This window comes from Haloflavibacter putidus (assembly GCF_006546625.1).
GTDB lineage: Bacteria > Bacteroidota > Bacteroidia > Flavobacteriales > Flavobacteriaceae > Mesonia > Mesonia putida.
The window spans coordinates 53,015-74,806 of sequence record NZ_VIAR01000015.1 but is presented as its reverse complement, the minus strand read 5'-3'; the positions used below and the strand labels follow the sequence as shown (position 1 = coordinate 74,806).

At 30.7% G+C, this 21,792-nt stretch carries 26 protein-coding genes; all 26 read right to left on the bottom strand.

Features of this window, described 5'->3' with window-relative positions; all coding sequences use genetic code 11:
* Positions 1–430: 430 nt before the first annotated feature.
* Entirely contained in the window at positions 431–1,258 is an 828-nt protein-coding gene (locus FKR84_RS12535) for a toxin-antitoxin system YwqK family antitoxin (RefSeq protein ID WP_141422661.1), read from the bottom strand.
* Between the two features lie 284 nt (positions 1,259–1,542).
* Entirely contained in the window at positions 1,543–1,725 is a 183-nt protein-coding gene (locus tag FKR84_RS12530) for a type II toxin-antitoxin system RelE/ParE family toxin (RefSeq protein ID WP_141422660.1), read from the bottom strand.
* Positions 1,726–1,727: 2 nt separating this feature from the next.
* Entirely contained in the window at positions 1,728–1,964 is a 237-nt protein-coding gene (locus tag FKR84_RS12525) for a hypothetical protein (RefSeq protein WP_141422659.1), read from the bottom strand.
* A gap of 807 nt (positions 1,965–2,771) precedes the next feature.
* Positions 2,772–3,206 (bottom strand): hypothetical protein, encoded by a 435-nt coding sequence (locus FKR84_RS12520; protein WP_141422658.1) that lies wholly within the window; start codon positions 3,204–3,206, stop codon positions 2,772–2,774.
* Between the two features lie 221 nt (positions 3,207–3,427).
* Positions 3,428–3,994 (bottom strand): hypothetical protein, encoded by a 567-nt coding sequence (locus FKR84_RS12515; RefSeq protein ID WP_141422657.1) that lies wholly within the window; start codon positions 3,992–3,994, stop codon positions 3,428–3,430.
* Between the two features lie 150 nt (positions 3,995–4,144).
* Positions 4,145–4,648 carry a hypothetical protein gene (locus FKR84_RS12510; RefSeq protein WP_141422656.1) on the bottom strand — a complete coding sequence of 168 codons (504 nt, stop codon included), beginning with the start codon at positions 4,646–4,648 and terminating at the stop codon, positions 4,145–4,147.
* Between the two features lie 163 nt (positions 4,649–4,811).
* Entirely contained in the window at positions 4,812–5,336 is a 525-nt protein-coding gene (locus FKR84_RS12505; protein WP_141422655.1) for a hypothetical protein, read from the bottom strand.
* 155 nt (positions 5,337–5,491) lie between these two features.
* Positions 5,492–5,764 (bottom strand): hypothetical protein, encoded by a 273-nt coding sequence (locus FKR84_RS12500; protein WP_141422654.1) that lies wholly within the window; start codon positions 5,762–5,764, stop codon positions 5,492–5,494.
* A 158-nt stretch (positions 5,765–5,922) separates the two neighbouring features.
* Positions 5,923–6,471 (bottom strand): hypothetical protein, encoded by a 549-nt coding sequence (locus tag FKR84_RS12495; RefSeq protein WP_127845462.1) that lies wholly within the window; start codon positions 6,469–6,471, stop codon positions 5,923–5,925.
* Between the two features lie 167 nt (positions 6,472–6,638).
* Positions 6,639–7,142, bottom strand: coding sequence for a hypothetical protein (locus FKR84_RS12490; RefSeq protein ID WP_141422653.1), 504 nt, complete (start codon positions 7,140–7,142; stop codon positions 6,639–6,641).
* Positions 7,143–7,289: 147 nt separating this feature from the next.
* Positions 7,290–8,240 carry a DUF5677 domain-containing protein gene (locus FKR84_RS12485; protein ID WP_141422652.1) on the bottom strand — a complete coding sequence of 317 codons (951 nt, stop codon included), beginning with the start codon at positions 8,238–8,240 and terminating at the stop codon, positions 7,290–7,292.
* 737 nt (positions 8,241–8,977) lie between these two features.
* Positions 8,978–9,673, bottom strand: a complete 696-nt coding sequence (locus tag FKR84_RS12480) for a hypothetical protein (RefSeq protein ID WP_141422651.1) — start codon at positions 9,671–9,673, stop codon at positions 8,978–8,980.
* Positions 9,674–9,833: 160 nt separating this feature from the next.
* The gene (locus FKR84_RS12475; protein WP_141422650.1) at positions 9,834–10,094 is read right to left on the bottom strand and encodes a hypothetical protein; all 261 of its coding nucleotides are present in this window, start codon (positions 10,092–10,094) and stop codon (positions 9,834–9,836) included.
* 6 nt (positions 10,095–10,100) lie between these two features.
* The gene (locus FKR84_RS12470; RefSeq protein WP_141422649.1) at positions 10,101–10,700 is read right to left on the bottom strand and encodes a hypothetical protein; all 600 of its coding nucleotides are present in this window, start codon (positions 10,698–10,700) and stop codon (positions 10,101–10,103) included.
* 192 nt (positions 10,701–10,892) lie between these two features.
* A complete protein-coding gene (locus FKR84_RS12465) occupies positions 10,893–11,900 on the bottom strand; it encodes a hypothetical protein (protein ID WP_141422648.1) in 1,008 nt (335 codons plus the stop codon).
* 215 nt (positions 11,901–12,115) lie between these two features.
* A complete protein-coding gene (locus FKR84_RS12460; protein WP_141422647.1) occupies positions 12,116–12,766 on the bottom strand; it encodes a hypothetical protein in 651 nt (216 codons plus the stop codon).
* Positions 12,767–12,994: 228 nt separating this feature from the next.
* Positions 12,995–13,606: a DUF6252 family protein gene (locus FKR84_RS12455; RefSeq protein WP_141422646.1), complete on the bottom strand. Its 612-nt coding sequence runs from the start codon at positions 13,604–13,606 to the stop codon at positions 12,995–12,997.
* A gap of 774 nt (positions 13,607–14,380) precedes the next feature.
* Positions 14,381–15,229, bottom strand: coding sequence for a restriction endonuclease (locus tag FKR84_RS12450; protein WP_141422645.1), 849 nt, complete (start codon positions 15,227–15,229; stop codon positions 14,381–14,383).
* A gap of 153 nt (positions 15,230–15,382) precedes the next feature.
* A complete protein-coding gene (locus FKR84_RS12445; protein ID WP_093246105.1) occupies positions 15,383–15,697 on the bottom strand; it encodes a type II toxin-antitoxin system RelE/ParE family toxin in 315 nt (104 codons plus the stop codon).
* Positions 15,698–15,699: 2 nt separating this feature from the next.
* Complete coding sequence (locus tag FKR84_RS12440; RefSeq protein ID WP_092447518.1) at positions 15,700–15,936, bottom strand: hypothetical protein; 237 nt, start codon at positions 15,934–15,936, stop codon at positions 15,700–15,702.
* 279 nt (positions 15,937–16,215) lie between these two features.
* Positions 16,216–17,070: an alpha/beta hydrolase gene (locus FKR84_RS12435; protein ID WP_141422644.1), complete on the bottom strand. Its 855-nt coding sequence runs from the start codon at positions 17,068–17,070 to the stop codon at positions 16,216–16,218.
* Between the two features lie 161 nt (positions 17,071–17,231).
* Positions 17,232–17,816 (bottom strand): hypothetical protein, encoded by a 585-nt coding sequence (locus FKR84_RS12425; protein WP_141422643.1) that lies wholly within the window; start codon positions 17,814–17,816, stop codon positions 17,232–17,234.
* Between the two features lie 187 nt (positions 17,817–18,003).
* On the bottom strand, positions 18,004–18,573 hold the full coding sequence (locus tag FKR84_RS12420) for a hypothetical protein (protein ID WP_141422642.1): 570 nt from the start codon (positions 18,571–18,573) through the stop codon (positions 18,004–18,006).
* Between the two features lie 179 nt (positions 18,574–18,752).
* A complete protein-coding gene (locus FKR84_RS12415; protein WP_141422641.1) occupies positions 18,753–19,895 on the bottom strand; it encodes a hypothetical protein in 1,143 nt (380 codons plus the stop codon).
* 153 nt (positions 19,896–20,048) lie between these two features.
* A complete protein-coding gene (locus FKR84_RS12410; RefSeq protein ID WP_141422640.1) occupies positions 20,049–20,477 on the bottom strand; it encodes a hypothetical protein in 429 nt (142 codons plus the stop codon).
* Between the two features lie 88 nt (positions 20,478–20,565).
* Positions 20,566–21,762 (bottom strand): tyrosine-type recombinase/integrase, encoded by a 1,197-nt coding sequence (locus FKR84_RS12405; protein WP_141422639.1) that lies wholly within the window; start codon positions 21,760–21,762, stop codon positions 20,566–20,568.
* Positions 21,763–21,792 lie beyond the last annotated feature (30 nt).

The following is a 21,792-nucleotide window of genomic DNA, read 5'->3' as shown; positions in this document are numbered from 1 at the left end:
ATATTTTGTTTTTCACGCTTTATTTTTCAAATTCAGATAACTGCTCAATGCTCAACATTCGTCAAAAGTCATATTTAGGATTCTGATTCGTTTATTTGGATTAGAAAACCAATTTTCGATAGAAGCGGAGATTTCGACTTTTAAAAACAGCTTTTCAATTCGTTTCAGGTAATGCTTGGTAAATTCAGATTTCCAATTGTCATATATCCGACCCGAGTTTTTTCGGAGTGTTTATGTGTAACGTGTGCGTATATGACAAGTAGCGTGCAAAAAAGAGTGAATTTTTCGGTTGCGCCACGAGCCAATTTTTTTGTTTAAGTTTTTATCTTTAAACCTCTAAAACGCCAAATAAAAAATTGGCGACATTCCAAATATACCAAAATTTTCGATTTAGAAAAGACGAAGCTATTTGTTATATACGGTGTTGTGGTTAGTTATTTTCTTTAGTTTTATTATAATCATTTATTATTTTCTTACTCTTTTCGGAAACTTTTTCATTATCCGAAACAAATACTTCTTTCTCGAAATATTTATAATGGTTAATGATTTTCCATGAAATTGAGTCTTTATTTATGTCATCGGTTTGTATTATCTTTTCTTCAATCTGTCCCTTTACAATTTGTTTTCCAAGTTTGTGGCCAAAAATGCCAAAATAAGGTTTCAAAGTTCTATTAGTGAATGTGTCATTTTTAACATTATTATCGGCGTATTTATTTTCAATAATTACAGATAAGTATCGCTTATAAACGTTATTAAAATCACTGACATAGTTTTTTACAAAACCCAAGTTTTTCCCAATATTAATAGTGTCGGGGATTTCAAGTTCAAAGTAAGTGCTTGGTTCCATTCTTATTTTTTCATTATTATCGAACACTAAACTTTGATTTTTGTGTATAATGTCATTTCCCATTGGTTTCCATTCAATTTTTTCTTTAACCATTCCGTTTTTTCTGAAGTAGATCCACCAACCATTTTCAGCCCCATTTTTTACGAGTCCTTTTTTTTTAATTATTCCATTTTCATAATAGTAAAAAAGTGTGTCAATTGGTTCTCCATTTTTATAGAACGACATAGATTTTAAATTCCCATTTGAATAAAGTTCACCGCCATATCCAGTAAAAGTAGAGTCGGTTTTGGTTTCAAAGTTATCAAGTTTTACTCTAACTAATTGTCCATTATATTCATAAAAAGCTTCTTCTTTTTCAGATTTGCAATTTAAAAGAATTAGTAAAATTAATATGTATTTCAGTTTTTTCATAATTAACCACAACGTGTTGCGTATATGGTTTGTGGCGGGCAAAAATGCGCTAATTTTTCGGTTAAGGTTTTACGTTTCTAAAAATACAAAAATTTTGGATTTGGCACTAATTCCGCCATAAACTATATGCGCTGTTGGCAGTAGTACTTTATTATTCAATCCGCTTTTCATCATTCATTTTAGTCGGATTTTGTCGTGTGTCAAAGACATCATTAATTATAATTTCATTATCTACAATTCTGTAAATCAGTTTATAATGTCCACTTATTAAGTATCGGTGATTTTTATTTAGAAATTGTCAAATTAGGTTCTACGGGACCAGAATTCGGGTTTTTTATTAATTGTTTCGAGGATTTAAGTATTTGTTTTCTGATTTTATGAGCAAGTTTTTTATTTACTTCAATAGCATAATAATCAAAAATGTCTTTTAAATTTCTGATAGCAAAATCAGTCCAAACTATTTTCATTGTTACCAATTTGCTGATATTCTCTCTAAATCTTCTTGACTTTTTACATTTCCATTTTTGAAATCCGATTCAGATTTTTCAATTCGATTAACTAATTCCTGGACAGTAAATGGTTTTAATTCAGGATTGTGTTCAATCTCTCTTTTTAGGATATAATTTTCCAATTTGTCAAATAATATCTCGTCCTTAATTTGGGCTAGATAAGTTATTAAATTGAGTTTTCGAGTTTGTAAATCCATAATTTTCGTATTTAATCAAAAATACAATTTTTTTACTAAATGTTTATTTGAAAAATGATTTTCTTGTATTACTGCCAACGGTCTAGCATATACTTTAGTGCGACCTTAATTAGTATTTATTTCGTTTTCAAGTTACAGACTTTTATAAAAATACTCAAACTTATTTTTCATACACTACCCCGAGCATTAAGTATATGCATTGTTATACGCAGTTTTTTACTTTCCGATTCAGCACTTGAATTTAATCATATTTAAACCTTAGAAATCCTCTAAAAATTTCGAATTTTTTCGGCGCGCATTGCTTTTCATCACTTTCGTATCCGCTAAGATTAATTCCACTATAATTATTAATTCGATAAGATAGCTTTAATCATATTTTCACGTCAATTTTAAATCCATTGATTTTGTCCAGTTCGTCATTATTCTCCAGTTAAAAATCCGTTTGGCTGGTTTGCTGATTTTTCACCGTAGCGATTTTCAATTCCGAAGCTTTTGGCGAGCTTGTCCTAAATCTTAGTATAAATTCCATTTGGCAAGCGACCGAATTCATTCCTATTTCCAGAGTGATTTTACAGATTTCTGATTAATTTTTGATTTACAAAATTCAATTTATAATCGAAATTATTTGAGGATTAAGTTCTGTCTTAAATTGCGTATAACGGTCTCGTATAACCGTCAGTTACGGGTGAAATTAGCGATTATTTTCGGTTAAACACAGGCTTTAGCAATTCCGAGTGGATTCGGACGTAGTCGAATCCGCCGTAATTGCGGTTATACATTGTTGTGGTGCGTTTTTTTTCCATTAATTTATTCAATCGGTAGTACTTTATTGAGCCAAGTAATTTCTTCAAGGGAATTTTTATTTTCAAATAGTTCATTCATTAAGTTCGTATCTAAAAAGCATCCTAAACAATTATAGACAAGAATTGATGAAGATTTCCAAAATTTTATTTTTTCTAATTCTTTATCTTTCAATATGTAGTTTTTATTTTGATTCAGCCGTTCTAATGTTATGATAGCAAGAAATATTTCTCCACTATTTTTAGACTCTAACCAAGACGAAATTTCAGAGTATTTTTTTTCTTTTATTAAATCAGTAATTTTATCCACAAGCGGTGTAGTTCCAGCAGAAACTCCGCACACAAAGCCAACAGTCAACTTTTCACGTTTTTCAGATTGTCCGAAAATCAAAGTCGGAATCAAAAATAAAGCGGTTAATAAAAGTAATTTATTCTTATTCATTTAATTTTTTTCAAATGCACCACAACGTGTTTGTATATGAAAAGTAGCGTAGAAATTAGCGATTAATTTTCCGCCATAAAACAAGCCAAAACTTTTGCATTTTGATTTTACCTTTACTTTTCAAAAGCCAAATCAAAAGATTTGGTGACTTACCAAATATAAACAAATTTTTAGGTTAGGGCAGAAGAAGCTATTTTTTATATACGTTGTTCTACACCGTTTTATTTAATTATTTTTATAGTTTTGAAACTTTTATTAATTGGAGTTAGTGATTCTTTGACAGTATTTAATACGTATTGATTTGTGAATATACTATCCGTTTCTATTAAAATATCTTTTCTTTCTAGCTGAAGTTTATTATTTTTTAATTTATATTCTCCTTGAAATGTACAGCTATATTCAATGCTATGATAAGTAGCACCAAAAGTTCCATTTTTATATAACTTTAAAGTTCCACTTGGAGATCTTCCCTCAACTTGAATAATTCCAGATAACTTAACTGTTGTCCAAAACTTTTTATTTTCAAGACTCATAATTATGTATCCGATTATTCCAAAGGATAAAATTAAAATTAAAGGAAATAAATCAAATTTTTGTTTCTTTTTATAGATTTTGATCAGGTTAATAATTGTTACAATAAAAAAAGTTAGGATTAGTAAACCTGCAAAAAATAAAAAATTTAAACCACTTAAAAGTCCGCTACAATAATCACCAATCGGAATAAATTGGTAAATCATAGCTATTCCAAAAAATGATAATATTCCGTATTTAGTTATATTTTTTTTCAAATGGTGTAGAACGGTCTCGTATATAATAAGTTGCGTGTGAAAATGCGCGGACTTGTCGGCGTGACCTATTTTTTTAAAAATGAAAATTACCTTTTTTCAAAACCAAAAACAAGCAATTTTTTATATACGTTGTTGCCCACCGTTTTATTTTTACGCAACACTATTAATTCCGAGTTCGTAGTAGGTTTTTTTGGTCAAATTTATTTTCAAGTTAAAATAACAATTGCCACCATCTTGAATTAAAGGAATTTCAGTTTCATAGCTTTCATCATAGTTGCATAAAAAATTTATCCAAATTACTTTATCTCCATTTTTATCAATTACCGGCACATATTGTCGATAATAATCTTTTTCAATTTGAATTTCAAATCCAGTTTCCGTCCATTGATATTCAGGATGCTGTTCGTTGTGGTCTAATAAATATTTTCTTTGATTTTCGTTATGTTCGGCAATAGCTTTTATTAAAATCGGTTCAATTTCTTCCATTTCCCTCTCTGTAAGATTAGTCGGTTTTGCATTTTCAAAAATCCAGTTATTGTCTTTGTGATATTTTAAAATCGTAAAGTCATTGTCCGATATTATCGGTTGTCGTTTTTCATTTTCTTTACAACCAAAAATAATTATTAAAAATAGAATTAATATCGATTTATTCATTCTGAGATTTTTTTTCAAATGGTGGGCAACGTGTTTGGCTATGGTTTCGTTGCGTGAAAATCCGCGAGGATTTTCCGCTGTAAACCGAAGATAGCAAATTTGCGAAGACTTTCCGAGAGGAAAGTCAGAAGCAATGAACTATAGCCGGTGTTGTGTGCAGTTATTATTTAAATTTTATTGTTCCAATTTTCCCAGTATATGGATTCAAATTTGGTGATGTTGAAAAATTATCAATTATTGTATTGTTCGGAGCTGTTCTCATATGTGATTCTACATAAGTTCCATCTGATTTGTAATATCCATCTACTTGTACGTGGTTTGGATTTGTATTGGTAGAATAATATTGAGAAGGTAAGTTCGGGACAGAAATACTGGAATAGTCACTATACGAGTTATTCCAAGTCCTAGAGGTTGAATAACTACTCGAGGGATAATTCGAGTAACTGTTATATTCCCTTTGTTTTTCCAATCTTTTTAATTCCCTTTCCAGTTCAATTTGAGCAATTAATTCCTGTCTTTTTCTTTCATTTTCTGCCTCAATTTGTTTTGCTAATTTTAATCCTCTAGAAGCTGAAGCTAATTCTAAAAGTTTTGTTGAATTTTTGTATCTAGTTGCCGTTGAGTCTATAGAATTTATTACCGAAGTAACGTAAAAAATGTCAGCTTCATAAAGTTTTATTGAATACAAGTCTTGTTCTATTTCATCTATATATCTATTTAGTTCGGTTAAATCATTTTTTTGCCATTCATAATATTTTTGGTTTTCCTCAATTTCTGTATTTAATTTTCTTAAGGTTTCAATGTAATTTTCATAATCAGAAAGAGAGTTACCGGGCTTGTAGATTAGATTGTATAGAGTATATTAAGCTCAATTCTAAACTCTTCAAGTTTATTTATTTCACTTTGTGCTTTGTCTTTTAGCTTATCAAGATTGTATTCGTCATTTTCATATGCTAGGGCTAATAAATCCACACTTTTTTCTTTAGCTTTATATTTTTCATAAGTTGTGTAATATCTATATTCTCCAGCTATATATTCAGATTGTTTATGTAGGAAAATTGAATATAAAACTGCCAAAACAACAATGATTGTTAATATTATAATCGGTTTTCTCATTTTTGGTTTAATTGCACACAACGGTCTCGTATAACCGTCAGTTACGGGATTAAAGTTAATAATTTTCGGTTAAGAACTGACGTTAGCAATTCCGAGTGGATTCGGACGTAGTCGAATCCGCCGTAATTGCGGTTATACATTGTTACCACACGTTTTTTTTATTCAGTTAATATTTCGTTTAATATAAAATTCAAGTTTTCTTTTCCAATTTTACTTAATCCACCATATTTCATATTCGGTGAAAATGGTTCAGATTCTGTCATTCCACAACTTTCCAAACATAACCAAACCTTTCCTATTTCCTTATTTTCTTTGTTGTAAAATCTCAAAATATATTCCGATTCAGATAAACTCCAAGTAGTCTCTGACCAATTGAAATTGCTTGGATTATTGAAAAATGTAATCAAATCAGCCTTATTCAATTCCGACACAGTTTTGGAAGTCAAACGACTCGTTAGAAAGTTATTCTTAAACAGCTTAATTTTCGCAACGTGTTCTCTTGGGAATTTATATTTTCCAAATCCGAAATTCTTTTCAAACGCCTTTTTTTGTTGTTCGGTCGTTTTACGCATATAAAATTCGTTCAATTCGTCAGTCGGAATGTGTTTCGAGTAGAATTGTCCTCTGTCAGCTATATCCCAAATAATAGCAAATCCTATGATTGCAAAAATTCCAATTATTAATAATATTTTTTTCAGGATATTCAATTAGTGACGATTTTTTCAAATGTGTGGTAACGTGTTTGTACATGATTACGTTGCGTGTACAGGCACTAAGATAGTAAATAAACCCGTACAAGAAAATCCGATAGGATTTTCGGAAGTAAAAGGAACTAGCAATGAATTATGTACGGTGTTAGCATACGTTTTTTAATTCAGTGTTGTTCAACCCAAACCTCAATCTTTTTGTCGTTTTCGTCAAGCGAAATTGCAAGGAAGTCGAAGTCTATTCCAAATCCGCTGTACGCTCCAACAGGATAAAGCATTAAATTCAGCGTGTCATTTTTCGATTCCACGTATCGCTTTTCCAATTCAAATGGTTTTCCAAGCAGATTTATAACTTGGGTTTTATTCATTTCTTTATTCAGATAATTTTCTCGTAAATCCGAAAGCATATTCCATCTCGGACTTTTATGATTTCCGTCATCGTTATGCTTTAACCATTCTTTTTGGTCAAACTTTATTTCCAGTTCACGTCTTTCCAGAAATTCTTTATATTCTTTTTCCGCTTCTCCAGATTCTATTGCTTTATTCAACGCATTCATATCAAAAGGGTTAGAAATAGAATCCTTTTTAGATTCCGTTTCTTTTTCAGTTTTTGATTGTCCACAACTTACTAATTGTAAAGTCAGAAGTAGAATTGTAATTGCGTTTTTCATAAATGTATGCTAACGGTCTTGTATAACAATCAGTTGCGGATTGGTTTGAAACTAAGATAGCTAAAATTACTGACTTTTATGCTTGCGCGGTTGTGTCCGCAGGACACAAAGCCGCAATTGTTGTTATACGGTGTTACCTGTAGTATTTTATTCTAAGCTTTCTAAACAATCGTTTATAGAATAATTATCTCCACGAGCCATTCTATTTTGGAAATTTATAGCAATTTGCTGCATTAAATCTAATCTTTCAAAATCTTCCATTCTCGCAGGAAATAATTTAATATAATCAGCTATGAAGATACTTATTAATATTATTGCTTCCCTTAAACTTGTATAAGTTAATTCTAAAAACGGCTTATCATTGCCAAACATTCCTTGAAATTGAAATACAGCAACATTTGTTGGATGTGTATGTAAAGAAAAATGATTATAAATATTATCAAACATTTTAGTCGTAAAACCTAATGTAGAAGTAAGATCTTGCCAATTCAAAAACTCTACATTATCAGCATCAATTTTAATCTTATAATCTTTTTTTCTGATTTTTGTAATTATTTTTTTTTGGTTTTTATCGTCAAGTGATTTAAACAAATCAGTATTAAAAATTTCTTCTTTAAGATCTTCAATAATCTTCTTTTCCGCTTCTAACTTTTCAATACTTTGATTAAGTTTTGCGGCTTCTTCAAATCGTTTTCTATACTTAAGTCCAGAAATGACCCAAAGATTATAAAGAATCGTTCTTTTCTCCTTTTTATCAGGATAAATAAAAATTAAATTAAAAATAGCAACCGTTTCGTATAGGTTTCTTATTAAAGAAGAAATAATTGTAGGATCTATAACCCTATTTAAAAAAGCATCGTCTTTTCTATATTCGACTCCTTCTAAGTTTTTCCTTAAATGAGAAATTTTAGTAAAAATCATTTGTAACATAATTTTTGCATCGGACTCTGCTTGTGAATCAACATTATGATTAGGATGATCCATAATTAACTCAAAGAGAAAATTCTGATAAATATCTAAGACTTCGAAACAGGTATCGAAGTCTTCACAATTCAATAACCTTCTTGCTTCATTTCTTAATTGTTCTTTATTTTCCATATTACAGGTAACGTCTAAGTATAACCGTCAGTTGCGGTTGGTTTGACAACTAAATTACGAAAAAATGCCAAGCCTGAGGAAAATTCGGTAGAATTTTCCGTGTAATGCAGAAACCAGCAATTGCTGTTATACAATGTTGGCAATAGTATTTTTTCCTTCAAGTTTTTCATTAATTTTCCGTTGCTTTATTTCAATCAATTATTTATGCCAAAAGTGAAGCGAAAGCTTGGCTTTTACATATTAATCCGCCAAAAGTGTTTTGCAAAAACTTTTTTGGCTAACCGCAAAGGTGCTCAAGTAGTGATTTTCCATTAAGCTATTTTTCCACGTTACGTTTTACGTTCAGCTAATTTTATCAATCGAAAACCGGAACAAGAATTTAAGTTCAAATATTTTCAGAGTTCTCTTTTTTTATTTTCCGTTATGATTTTTTTCAGCGTTGTGTTTTGGGTTCGGTTATTTTTATCAATTGGAAATCTAAATAGGAATTTTAGTTCTGCATTTCAGTTATTTCCTTTTCAGCGAGCTAAAAGATTGGATGGAAATCCGAATTTTTAAACTGATTTTATGATCAGAAATTTTTTCGGTTTATATTATTGCCAACGGTCTTGTATAACAATCAGTTGCGGATTGTTTGAGAACTAAGATAGCTAAAATTCCCGACTTTTATGCCTGCGCGGTTGTGTCCGCAGGACACAAAGCCGCAATTGTTGTTATACGGTGTTGTACAACGTACTTTATTTTTCATTATCAATAAGCCAGGGTTGTTCAAATTCCGTTGTTTCTGTTAATTCTTGGTTTAATTTTTTTCGGTTTAGATCCAATTGGGAATATTCTGCTCGTTCATAAAGCAAGTTGTGAGCAGATTGATGAAGTCCGTATTTTTTTAATTTATAAAAGTTTGATTTTGCTTTTTCAGAATTCAAATTGTCGGTATCAAACTCAATTTTTAAAAGGTCAAATAATGTGTCATTTACAAATTGGTTTTCATTATTCTGTTGTTTTTTGTTCATTTTCATTGAGTTGAATTCTCGAATGATTTCATAAATTATTGAATCATTTTTCTCCGCTTTTCTGCGATTCCAAAATTCAGCGTAATATTTTGTTTGTATTTCAGGTTTGTTATAGGTCAATTCCAAACTGTCTATTAAATTCTCGAAATTCCGTTTTATATAAATTCCTTCGATTAGGAAATGACTTTTGCTTTTTGAAATCAGATTCTCAAGTTTTCCATACCCAAAATTTTTAAACGATTCGTGAACCATTTTTAGATTTTCAGGTTTTCTAATCCACGAGTTTTTTGTCCAGTCTCCATTTCTCAAATCGAAAAATGAAGTTTGATTTTCTGTATAAAATTCCAATTCAGATTTCTTGTCGTTTTTACAGGACAGAAATAAGAAAATCAGTAGTGAAATTGTCAGCAGTTTGTTCATTTCGGGTATGTTGTACAACGGTCTTGTATAACAATCAGTTGCGGATTGTTTAGAAACTAAGATAGCTAAAATTACCGGCTTTTATGCTTGCACGGTTGTGTCCGTAGGAAACAAAGCCGCAATTGTTGTTATACGGTGTTAGCCACTGGCTTTTTTCCATTTATTCTGCTTCTTTCTCCTCTTGTCTTCTAATTATGTTCTCTACGTCAAAAATGAAAAAATCGGTTTTATGACTTTCCATTTTAATTCCTAAATCATATTGAAGTAACTCATATTTCTCAATTATTTGTTCTGTTAAATATTGTATATCAGATTCAATTGATTCTCTGTCCTTTTTCCTTTTAGCTCTTTTCTTTTCAAAAGTTTTTACCTTGATATTAGAAAGGTCATTTTTCAAGTTTTCCAAAGTTTCTTTTTTCATAAAATTCTATTTATTTTTTGAAAATATAGCAGATTCACCATCAAGAAATGAAATTTTAAAATTCAATTTTTCATCAAATCCTTTATCATAGATTTCTGTTATGCAATTTTCAATGTCAGTATAATTTTGTCGGTCAGCTTTATGCCACAAGACAGCAACGTGTCCTTCTTTATTTCTAAAAACTTTGGCTGTTTTCAAACCTTTTTCAAAATCAGAGTTATTACTTGAAGTAATTACTTCCGAAATGTTTTCTATTAAAGAGTTTAAAGTATAAGTGTCAGCTGGATTTAATATGTTTAAATTCGGTATTTTATTAAATTTTGTCGGTTTGTTAGGGTTTGGGATTTTCTTTTTTTTGACTTTATTTATGCAATAGTCATTTTTTAAGAATAATGATTTAAGTAGAAGTTCAGTGCCTATTCCAATAAATAATCTTTTTTGGATATTTCTTGCCATTAATTTAAAAGGTTCTTTTATAGAAATGTCCTTTTTTAAAATTTTGGCAGAATTCTCAAAGTAGAAATCAGCCATTAACTTAAAGGTCATCCAATCTGATGAGTCAAAAACTTTAGAATACTGATTTTTTATATCACTCTCAATGCTCATAGGTTGGTTTAGCTTGTGGCTAACGGTTTTGTATATGGCTCGTAGCGTGTAAATTAGTGATAAATGTTCGGTTAAGCACGAGCCGAATTTTTTAATTTTCTTATTCCCTTTCTTTTCAATAAGCCAAATTAAAAAATTTGGCGACTTTCCAAATATGCCTTAACTTCGATTAAATAACTCACTAGCTATGAGCTATATACGTTGTTGTGGCGCGTTTTTTCTGCTCAATTGTAAAGTCAAAAGCTCAATTTTATTTCCACTAACTTCAAGTATCTTCTCTGTTAATTCGTATTCATCATCTTCTTTCATTTCGCTTGGGACAATAAATAAAATTCCAGTTTTTATGTTCGTGTGAATTAAATATGAAAGTAATTGGTCTTCGAATATTCTTTCGTTCATAAATCCTCTTCTGTCTCTTCGATTTATTTTTACTTCAATTAATACTTTTTTCTTTTTTTCTTCTAAAATTAAATCTGGGCGTAATTGTCTATTTCCTGATTTTATAATTGGCTCTACATCTATCTTGATATTCTTGTCAAGTGCTTCAATGTACGCTGTTAAACTTCCAATTATTTCCGTTTCAAATCGGCTTCTCCGAACTTCCTCATCTGTCTTGGTAATATTACGTTTTCCAAATGCTTGCAATATTGTTTTTACTTTGTCTTTTAAAGCGAAATTTTTATAATCGTTTTCAATTCCTTTTTGAATTTTACTCAATTCATTTTTTACTGCTGTCTTTTCTTTTTTGTAATATACTTTTTCAAGTATTTGTGTCATAAAAACGTGTACAAAAGAGCTAATCGACATAATTGCCAAAAATGCTTCATCGTATGTGAAAAATAAATTGTGGTCGTGTGTTGAAGGATTTCTCCATTTCTCACGGTAGTTTGTAAGTAACTCAATTACTCTTTCGTTAAGTAATTCGTGCTCCAAAAGATGTTTTTCAATTTGGTATGGCGTTTTTCTATCTTCATTTTTTCCCGTAAGAACTCGAAAGGATTCTTTTAAAATTCCCTCGTAACTGTGATTTGTTCGGTAGATTACATCCGTGAAATATTGGTCATCTTCTTGAGCTTGTGCCAAATTCAATAAGGATTCAGCTCTTTTAATATGAGTAAAAACAGAATTTAGTCCAATTAGCGATTCATCTAATTTTGTAGCTTCGTCTATTTGGTCTTTTATAAGCTTTAAAATGTTCATAGTTTTTTTTCAAATGCGCCACAACGTGTTTGTATATGGCTCGTAGCGTGTAAATTAGCGATAATTATTCGGTTAAGCACAAGCCAGATTTTTAAATTTTCTTATTACCTTTTTTCTCAATAAGCCAAATTAAAAAATTTGGCGGACTTGCAAATATGCATTAACTTCGATTAAGCAACTAATTAGCTATGAGCTATATACGGTGTTGTGCATAGTTATTTTTTCATAGCATTAATTTCATTCAACTTTTTGATTAATTCAGTATCGTTAATCTTCCTTTTTCTTTCGGACGTTGAATATTGAAATTTCCTATTTTTAGGATCAATATTAATTTTATGAATATCAATTAGTAAAAAATTTATAGTTTTTTCTTCTAAAATATCCGCCAAGCTTTTAAAATCAGTTTTTAGAAATTTAGCGTATTCAATAATTTTTTCATCTCGTATTTCATTTAGGTGTTTTTGTACGTTTTGAATATAATCTTGTGCATAAAAAATTTCTTTTCTTAGTTCCCACTCTAACCAATGTGAATTGAAATTAACAGCATTATGGAATTTCCAAATAAAGTTCTCAAAATCCTTTTTAGAACTCAAAACGCCTGGATATGTAATGAAATAGGATTTTTGATCAATTTCGTGAGTAGAAACCATTGTTCTTAATAATTTTGTGATTTCTAAAATTTCTTCGTGAGCTTTAAGTCTTCTGTCAAAAATTTTCTCTTTTATCCTAAGTCGACTTTCTTTAGACTTTAACTTCCAACTAATAATATTTGAAACCACAACTCCTAAAACAACCCCAAATAATCCTATTGCAGCAATAATTATAGAATTAATAAATTCAGAATTTCTATAAGTTTCTTCAATCAATTTACTTTATTTTTTTATAATTATGCACAACGTATTTGCATATGACAAGTAGCGTGCAAATTGATTATAATTTTCGCCTACGCCACAAGCCAAATTTTTGTTTTCCGTTTTTATCTTTAAATTTCTAAAACGTCAAAATAAAAATTTGGCGACTTGGTAAAGTTATCAAAATTTCCGGTTTAGAAAAAATGGAGCTATTTGTTATATGCGGTGTTGGCATAAGTTTTTTTAGAACCAGTTGTCATATTCAATATCAAATCGACCATCAAGAATTTCTACTATTTCATTAGTTTCGGGATTTAAACAACTAAAATAAAACACACCAGAAATTATTTGGTTTTCTTCATCAACTAAATTAAAAGTTATTTCTCCATTATAATTTTCTGTTGTGATGTGATTGAATGAATTATAATAATAAATGTTTGGATTATCTGGGTCTTGAGTATTTGTTGAAAAACTATATTCTGCTGAAATATTACCATTATTTTTTATAGTTATTGGATAAGTTTCTCCAGTCATTATTGGTTCATTTGATGCAGGTAATTCTATTCTAATGCTTTTGTTTGTTAAAGAATTATAGGCGCTAATAGCTAGATGATATCCTGGTTCTAGTCCATAATATTCGTATTCATAGTAGCGGTATTGTGCTCTCAATACAGTAGTATAACCTGCACTAAATCCACCATTATTTTTGGGTAGAAAAGTTTCTCCGTCAATTTTACATCCAAAAGTATTTTTTCCTTCGGAAGTTATCGCAGGCAGAGAACTTCCTGTTCCATCGTCATCATTCGAACACGAATAAAGACTTAAAATCATAAATAATATTAATAGTTTTCTCATTTTTTTCAAATTTATGCCAACGGTCTTGGCTATGATGTCGTTGCGGAATCATTCGCAGAATTATTCCGCTGATAAACGAAAATACACTTTTAACTGGAATTTTCAATAGAAAATTCCAAACCGCAATGCATTATAGCCGTTGTTGCACACTGACACGACACGTTCTGCTTGGTACGAAGCACTTTTTACGTATCAAAATTTTTTTCTCAGAGCTTTTGAATTCCGTCGAGTAGGGCAGAAGTTTTGCTATATAAATCTAGATTTTCAAATTCTGTTTTCGAACGTGCTAAAATTCCGCTGTGCTGATTTTTATTCGGTTATTTTATGTTTTGCTAAATAATTGTCAGTTGTCAAATATGTTCCTAAATATCGATTAAAATCCAATTATGTAATTTATTCGTTGCTAAGATTTTCCGCTTTATTTTTTAAATTCAGATAGCTGCTCAATGCTCAACATTTATCTAAAGTCTTATTTTAAGATTCTGTTTCGTTAATTCAGATTTAAAAACCAATTTTCGTTAGAAGCGTTAATTTCGACTTTTAAAAATAGCTTTCAATTCGTTTCAGGTAATGCTTGGTAAATTCAGATTCTCAACTGTCATTTATCCGACCCGAGTTTTTTCGGAGTGTTTGTGTGCAACGTGTTTGTATATGGTTTGTTGCGTGGTTAAGCACCTAATTTAGCAAATAAAAACCGAATAGAAAATCCGAGATGATTTTCGTAAGTAGGCTAGTACCAAGCAATAAATTATATACGGTGTTGCCACCAGTTTTTTATTCAGATAATTTAATTTCAATTTTCCGAGGAATGATTGTCATTAAAATATTTTCCATTTTTCTAATATTCTTTTTCGATAATTCAAGTGGTGAAAACATTACTATGTAAAAAATAAAATCTTTAAATTCCACAAATCCAGTATATTCAGGAATTAGGTGTTTTTTATATTTAACTTTCCTCAAGACAATTTTAGAGTCATTTCTTTTTATTGTGTTTAAATATTCAATTTCAACTTCGTAATTCCCTTGCTTAAATCCTTGTTTTTGGATTTTGAGCAGGTCTTCTACATTATCATTGTTTTTTGTCCTATCCCAAAAATTTACATACATCCATTCGTCCATTTCCACATTAAATTCAGTTCCACGTTGATAAAGTGTCGCTAACCAATTTGGGGAAGTTCGAGCATCAATAATCCAACCAAATGGTGCAAATAAATCTACTGCATTATTTCCAGCGAAAGGCAAAGCATATTCCGATTGGAATTCTTTTAATTGGTCGAAATTTAATATATCAAGTTCAATGTCAGTTGGGTCATAATATGCTCGATTTATTGCAGTTTGAGAATATCCAACATTTGTTATTAAAAGACCTTTATGTGCTTCAATGTCATTTAGCATTGAAATGTAATTCTCAACCGTTTTTACATCTATTTTCTTGTTGAAAAATTTTGCGTCAATCGCAATTCTTAATTTATTTCCAGCAACGTATTGTTCAATCAGAATATCAATCTGTCGACTTCTTTTAGAATATCTACCAACGATTTTTGCATCGAAAGTTATTTCGGCATCTGGGTATTCATTTCTGAAAATTTGAAATATTTCTTTTTCGTATTTTTTCCAGTTCATTTTCAAATTGGTGGCAACGGTTTTGTGTATGATTAGTGGCGTGTTTAAACACCTAATTTAGCAAATAAAAACCGAATAGAAAATCCGCGAGGATTTTCGTAAGTAGGCGAGGACTAGCCATTAATTATACACGTTGTTGGCAGTAGTACTTTATTATTCAATCCGATTTTCATCATTCATTTTAGTCGGGTTTTGTCGTGTGTCAAAGACATCATTAATTATAATTTCATTATCTACAATTCTGTAAATAAGTTTATAATGTCCGCTTATTAAGTATCGGTGATTTTTATTTAGAATTGTCAAATTAGGTTCTACTGGACCAGAATTCGGGTTTTTTATTAATTGTTTAGAGGATTTAAGTATTTGTTTTCTGATTTTATGAGCAAGTTTTTTATTTACTTCAATAGAATAATAATCAAAAATGTCTTTTAAATTTCTGATAGCAAAATCAGTCCAAACTATTTTCATTGTTACCAATTTGCTGATATTCTCTCTAAATCTTCTTGACTTTTTACATTCCCATTTTTGAAATCCAATTCAGATTTTTCAATTCGATTAATTAATTCCTCGACAGTAAATGGTTTTAATTCAGGATTGTGTTCAATCTCTCTTTTTAGGATATAATTTTCCAATTTGTCAAATAATATCTCGTCCTTAATTTGGGCTAGATAAGTTATTAAATTGAGTTTTCGAGTTTGTAAATCCATAATTCGTGTATTTAATCAAAAATACAATTTTTTTACTAAATGTTTATTTGAAAAACGATTTTCTTGTATTACTGCCAACGTTCTTGTATATGGCTCGTAGCGTACAAAATAGAAAATTATTTTCGGATTAAGCACAAGCCAGATTTTTAAATTTTACTACTTATTTTATTTTTTTGGGAAGTTGTCAAATTTAAAAATTTGGCGACTTTCCAAATATGCCTTAACTTCGTTTAAGCAACTTATTAGCTATGAGTTATATACGTTGTTGTGAGCAGTGCTTTATTCAACTGCTAATTCCTTGCTTATTATTTCAATAAATTTCTCATTCCAAATTTTATAATCGTGTCCACCATTAAATTCATTAATTTCCGCAACTAAATTTAGCTCATTAAATTTTGTTTTTAAAAAATTAGCATCTTCCTTAAGAAAGAAAGGTTCGTCACTTCCATATTCTAAAAATAGTTTAGGGTAATCCACATTGGGTTTCCAAACATTGGTTTGAATATCTCCGCCAAATGTTGAAAAACAAAAATATGTTCCAATAATATTCGGGTGATTATTTAACATACTTAATCCAAAACCTGCACCATTAGAAACGCCATAGAAATATCTACTGCCTTTGGTAACATTTTGGTCAAATTTTTGTTCAACTGATGTAATTAGCTCTTCTTTAAAATATTGCATATGTTCTTTAAACCTATTAGCTAATTTCGGATTTATAGATTCAATAAATGGATGATTCACATATTCATAATTTCGATATTGTAAATAAACTTTCTTTCCATTACCAGTTTTTGTTGAAGTGCTATCAGCTATTTTACCATTAGAATGACTCCCAACATAAATTATAGGTTCAATAATCTTATTTTCAATCAAAGAGTCTAAAGATTTTTTGATAAAACTGTTCTCAATTTTATTACTACCGTCAGTTGCATATAAAATCGGATATTTTTTTACTTTTTCAAATCCTTTTGGTAAATAAACATTGTGTTTTCGATATTCTTTTAAATGTTTACTATAAATTGAATCAGTAAAAAATTCAGATTGCGAGAGATTAGGTGCTTTTTTTGAATCGCAAGAAGTTAAAAAAACTCCCAAAATTCCAAACAGTATTATTCCGATTTTTATTCTCATTCGATTTTTTTTTCGCATTGCTCACAACGTGTTTGGCTATGGTTTCGTTGCGTGAAAATCCGCGAGGATTTTCCGCCGTAAACCGAAGATAGCAAATTTGCAAGGACTTTCCGAGAGGAAAGTCAGAAGCAATGAACTATAGCCGGTGTTGGCAGTAGTTTTTATTTCTCCGGATTTATTTTTGGAATTTCAAAGTTTCCAACTTTTATTATTAGACTATTTTTATTTTTTTTAAGGTTTTCAAAAAATTCTCCTATTTCATTTTCGTAAGCCCTTTCACTTACAGAGAAAAGCAATACCCCTTTCGTTTTTTCAGTTTCTATATTTGTATATCTATAAATATTTCTCTCAACAACTAACAATTTTTTTCCGTCTTTTGAACTTACGCTCATTAAGAAATCAATTATTGTTTCTCCGTCTTTTTCTAAAACTGTATAATTTATTATTGGATTAGATTTTTTCGCATTTTCAAGTTCTTGTATTTTTTGATTTACTAAATCTTTTACTTTAAACTCTCCTTTTAAGAAGTCAATTGTTACCATTGATTTGAATTTCTCAAGAGTTTGTTCTTTTGTTAAATATTCCTGTTTATAATAAACTTCATTCGGGTGAGAACTCCACACTAAATTATAATTCTGATTGTCGAACTTAATTGTCTTATCCGCTTCAAGATAATTTTCAACATTCTGAGAATTCACAACAATTGATAAAAAAAGTAAAAATGTTGTAACTATTAATTTACTCATATTTTCTATATTTTTTTTTGATTTCGTTTTTTAATTACTGCCAACGTTTAGTATATGAAAAGTAGGCGATTTCGAAGCACTAAACTTTCGATTAAGCACAAATTTTGAAACGAGCCAAAAGCTTTGATTTTATTACTGTTTCGCCTATTTTTTATATACATTGTTAGCGGTTCGGGTTTTATTTTTTTTAGTCAAGTATGTCTCTTACAAATACTTCGGTACTATCAAGATTTGTCCAAATAGTTTGGATATTCCTACTGTCATCTGTCGAGAATTCATAAACCAATATTGTGTCGCCTAAAGTCGTTGGGTTAAACCAATCTAAAGTTTCTCCGAGTGGAATTTTTCCGTTCCAATTATCAGTCGAAAGTTTCTCATTATTAAAATCGTGCTTTGATAAAATCCGTTCAAGTTCCTTTGGGCAAGTTTTAAAATGAAGCCAAATAGCATAGTCTATCTTAGGAACAACTTGGTCTTGATAGTTCAAAATTTCAACACAATCTGTTTTTCTTTTGTCGAATAGTGCATCATATATCTCGTCACCCGTTCTCATTTTAAACGTGTCAGCAACTTTGTTATAGGTCTTATTGACAATTTTATAACCTGTCCAACCCACACAAACGATAAAAGCGAAGAACACAAACAAAGAAGTCAATTTTAATTTCTTATTCTTCTTTGTGAATCCTAAAATGATAGTCACGAGGAAAGTCAAGAAAACAAGTCCTGTTAATATGGTTAAGATTATTACTTCTTTCATTCTTGTCTTTTGGTGTCTTTCGGTTTTCTTACCTGACCGCTAACTGTCTTGTATAACAATCAGTTGCGGATTGTTTGGAAACTAAGATAGCTAAAATTCCCGACTTTTATGCTTGCGCGGTTGTGTCCGCAGGACACAAAGCCGCAATTGTTGTTATATGTTGTTGGGTAACGTTTTTATTAATCATTAAAATACTTTATTAATCGTTCTCCTTTTACATAGGGCACTTCTTCTTCATTGGCATACATCCAATACATTGTCCAGTTACCATATTTATCATACTCATAAGTATAGGTACGTACATCGGTAACTTTTTTACCTGCATCCATATCTTTGGCTTCTACCACATCTCCATATTCATTATAGGTGAATACAGTATAAGTACTAACAAAATTTCGTTGTATAGGAGCTCCCGGCCATATATATACTTCTTTTTTGGCGAGGTCATCTCCGTCTTCACGATAAGTATAGCTCTCTTCCCAAAATTTTTGATTATTCACCAATAAGGTCATGCTAATGATACGATCCTGATGATCGTACTGGTAGGTATGTTTAACTTGGTCACTTGAACTTACATAAAATCTCTCATCTAGCCAAACACTTAACATGCCCCAAGCATCCCTATCTTCCCAATAAAAATGTTGTGTAGCGGTAACTTGCCCTTGGTCGTTATAACTATAAGCGGTACGCTCCACCGGTTTATGATTTTTTGGGGGTACAGAATCTTTTACTGGAGTCAAAAACTCTTTATAGCCCTCTATTTTGTCATCATTTTTAAACGTATAGCGATAATCACTGAATGAATTTGGCATCGAATGGTTATATTCTTTTTTAGTTAGATAGATAGCATGATAGTTATATTTATTTAATTTTAAAAAATATGGGTGATAGACTTGGTAAGGAATTTTATAGGGAATTTTATAGTTTAAATTATTTTTATATTCAATATCCTCAGGGAAATGTTGATAAACAACGGTTTTGGTTAAAGCAATACTATCATTTATCTCTTCATTGATGGAATCTAAAGTATAGACTGTTATATACTTTTCTTTCAATCTAATAGTCATATGACTAATCATTAAACCTAAAGTGTCAAACTTAATAAGATATCCCCCTCCTTTTAAAGCTCCATCAAATGCCGCTTTATTTTTATAAAACTTTGCTTTATTCTCCGGAGCATTATTTTGATAGGCATAAACTGTCCTAAGCTCTTGTACCCGGCCTTTAAGATTGTATTGGTGCCAACCCGTTTCATAATTTTTAGATTGCGCAAAAGAAACTGTGTAAGAAAGAATTACTAAAAAGTAAAAGATGTATTTCATTATTTTTTTAATGTTACCCAACGGTCTCGGCTATGAGTAGTTGCGTGGGTTAGCACTTAACTTTGCAAGTACACACCAAACTGAAAATCCGAGAGGATTTTCAGAAGTAGGCGAGAACAAGCAATTACTTATAGCCATTGTTGTGTGTAGTTTTTATTCATTTTTTTTAAATCCGCTTCCAATTCCGTCAACGTAATTGTCAGAAATTGTCAATGTATCAGAACTTATAATTCTTATTATTCCGCTTAACACTACATTTTGGTTTTGATAGTTTCCAGTGTATGTAATAAACCTTTCTTGTTCTGTCGAATAGATTGATTCTCTCATTGATAGTTCATATGTTCCATTTGAAATTTCAGTTCCATTTTCTAAAATCTCAAACGAATAATTTGAGTTAAGATGTAATTCAATTTCAGTTCCAGTTGATTCAGGATTTTCGTGAATATGATAGGCAATTCCACCGTCAGTCGAATACCAATTCCATTTTCCTATTAAATCAGAATTGTTGATTTTTGTTTCATCATCAGAACTACAAGAAATTATTCCTAAAGTCAGAACAAAGAGATAAACCATTTTTTTCATAATTCCATTTTTATAATTAGATGCTAAAATTAGACTTTAGTTGCGTCAAATTACACACAACTCGTTATATAAGTTCAAATATACTCGTTTATAAATTAAAATCTCCGGATAACAACACTTTTTTGTCAGGATAACCCGACTGGCGTAAGCTCGATAAAGCAGAATCTAACGGACTCTTAATGTTCATTAACTGCTTGTTGCTAACGTGCGTATAAATCATAGTGGTTTCCGGTTTGCTATGGCCCAACAATTCCTGAATAAGTCGCAAATCTACCCCGTTTTCCAACAAATGCGTCGCAAAAGAGTGCCTGAGCGTATGCGGTGTCACCCGCTTCAAAATCTTGGCGCGCTTAACAGATTTCCGTAAAAAATTCCGCACACTGCTGCTACTATAAGTAGACATAGCCGTACCTTCAATCAAAAAATAACGCGGCCGGTAGGTTTGCAGGTAATTATATAACAAAGGCAAAACACTTTCAGCCAAAATAACCACTCGGTCTTTTCGGCCTTTGCCACTTCTCACAAAAACCTCTTTCCGCTCAATATCAATATCCTCCACCTTCAAATTTAACAACTCGCCAATTCGCAACCCAGACGAATAAATCAACGCAATAATAAAACGATGCTTTAAATTTTTGGTCACCTGCAACAAGCGTATAACCTCCTGCAAAGACAAAACCGTAGGCAACAACTTGCTTTTAGACGGCCGCATAGCATCCCAATCTTTTTCCAAAACCACGTCAAACAGCTCTGCATAATGCTTTAACGCACTAACGCATTGCCGGTGAGAGCTAACCGAATAGTTTTGCTTGGTAATTACCTGCTCCAAAAAATCGGTCACATCCTTATCCACGAGCGCATCCGGCTCTTTCTGGCAAAAAACCTCAAATTTTAAAGCAAAAGTGTAGTAAGTGCGCACCGTACTTTCGCTAAAACGTTTTCCGCGTAAATAAGAAACATAACGGTGCATTCTGCCAACCCCATTTTTAGAAAGATCTTCCTTATTTACTTTTAAAAATTTTGTTTTTTTACGCTTTCGCGGAAGAGACTCGGCTAGACCAAATAACTGTCGATAGTTTATATAACAATTCATATTCCGGTAATGCTCAAATAATTTAGTTTGCGTATCCCGTTCAAATAAAACATAAAAACACTTGTGCGTGCGTGACCAAAGAACCCCTTTTATTTTTTTAGTATGCTCTTTTAAAACTTCATCATAATCAAAACAAATACCTATTTGCAAACTACCCCGATGCTCAAATGGCTTTAAAATAATACTTTTCATAAGCTAAAAAATTAAAAAACAACCTTCTAA